Origin of the sequence: Mesorhizobium sp. M7A.F.Ca.MR.362.00.0.0, assembly GCF_004023175.1 — a bacterium.
Taxonomy (GTDB): domain Bacteria; phylum Pseudomonadota; class Alphaproteobacteria; order Rhizobiales; family Rhizobiaceae; genus Mesorhizobium.
Genome location: NZ_RZTF01000018.1, coordinates 8,550 through 9,425, shown reverse-complemented (window position 1 = coordinate 9,425; position 876 = coordinate 8,550). Strand labels below are relative to the sequence as shown.

2 protein-coding genes are annotated in these 876 nt (G+C 63.0%); both read left to right on the top strand.

Translation table 11 applies throughout. The features are described from left to right. Positions 1 to 286: ChbG/HpnK family deacetylase (locus EOC06_RS41695; protein ID WP_245469331.1), on the top strand; the 286-nt coding region annotated here is incomplete at its 5' end. Beyond that, positions 283 to 693 carry a GtrA family protein gene (locus EOC06_RS04640; protein WP_127269060.1) on the top strand — a complete coding sequence of 137 codons (411 nt, stop codon included), beginning with the start codon at positions 283 to 285 and terminating at the stop codon, positions 691 to 693. The genes EOC06_RS41695 and EOC06_RS04640, both read left to right, overlap by 4 nt. The last annotated feature ends 183 nt before the right edge of the window (positions 694 to 876 follow it).

The window sequence follows — 876 nt, the reverse complement described above, 5'->3', positions numbered from 1 at the left end:
GTTCAACCGCTCGATGCAGCGCGCGGGCTTCACCGTTTTCCAGCCGCTCGCCGGCATCTATGACTGGCGGCAACCGGAAAAGTTCGCTGCGGTTCTGCAGGCCGCCGTCGAAGGGTTGCCAGAGCGAGGGCTGTTCATGTGTCATCCCGGCCATGTCGACGAGACGCTGCGCGCGCGCGACATGATGCAAGGTGTGCGCGAGGTCGAATTCGCGGCCCTCGCATCGGACGCGTTCGGAGCCAGCCTGGCCCGCGCCGGCGTCGAGATCTTGGACGGCAAGAGATGAGCGACGCCGATCGGCCCCAGCGTTCGGCCGGCAGCAAGATCGTCCGCTTCGCCATTGTCGGACTGGCGAACACGGCCATCGACCTTGCCAGCTTTTTCCTGCTGCTCAAGCTCGGGGTTCCGCCGGTGCCGGCCAACATCGCTGCCTGGTTCGTCGCCGTCACCTTTTCCTTCGCGGCGAACGGCTTGTGGTCGTTTGAGCGCAATCGAGCCATCCGGCTGCATGACGCGTTCCTTCGTTTCGCCACGCTTGGAGCGCTGATTTCGCTCGGTGTCTCCAGCCTCTCGATCGCGCTGTTCGCCGGCATCATCGGGGTGTGGCCGGCGAAAATCGGCGGCGTCGTGGTGGCGGCGGTGCTGAATTTTCTCGCCGCGCGCTGGTCGATCGAAGGCCGGTTCTTGAGATAGGCGGAATTATTTTTCTTACGAAATTCGGACGAAAAACCGCTGCACACTTTTCCTGGGATTTCTATTCAGCCGGCTCCACATTGGTGTAGGCGGCTTCCTCCAACTCGCGCTTCAGTCGGGCTTCCTCGTGGGTCTTCGGCGTGACGAAGCGGCCAAGCAGGAGATAGGCGACCGGCGTCAGGA

Coding starts and splice junctions, on each gene's coding strand:
- EOC06_RS04640 (WP_127269060.1), top strand. CDS start 283: ATGAGCGACGCCGATCGGCCCCAGCGTTCGGCCGGCAGCAAGATCGTC.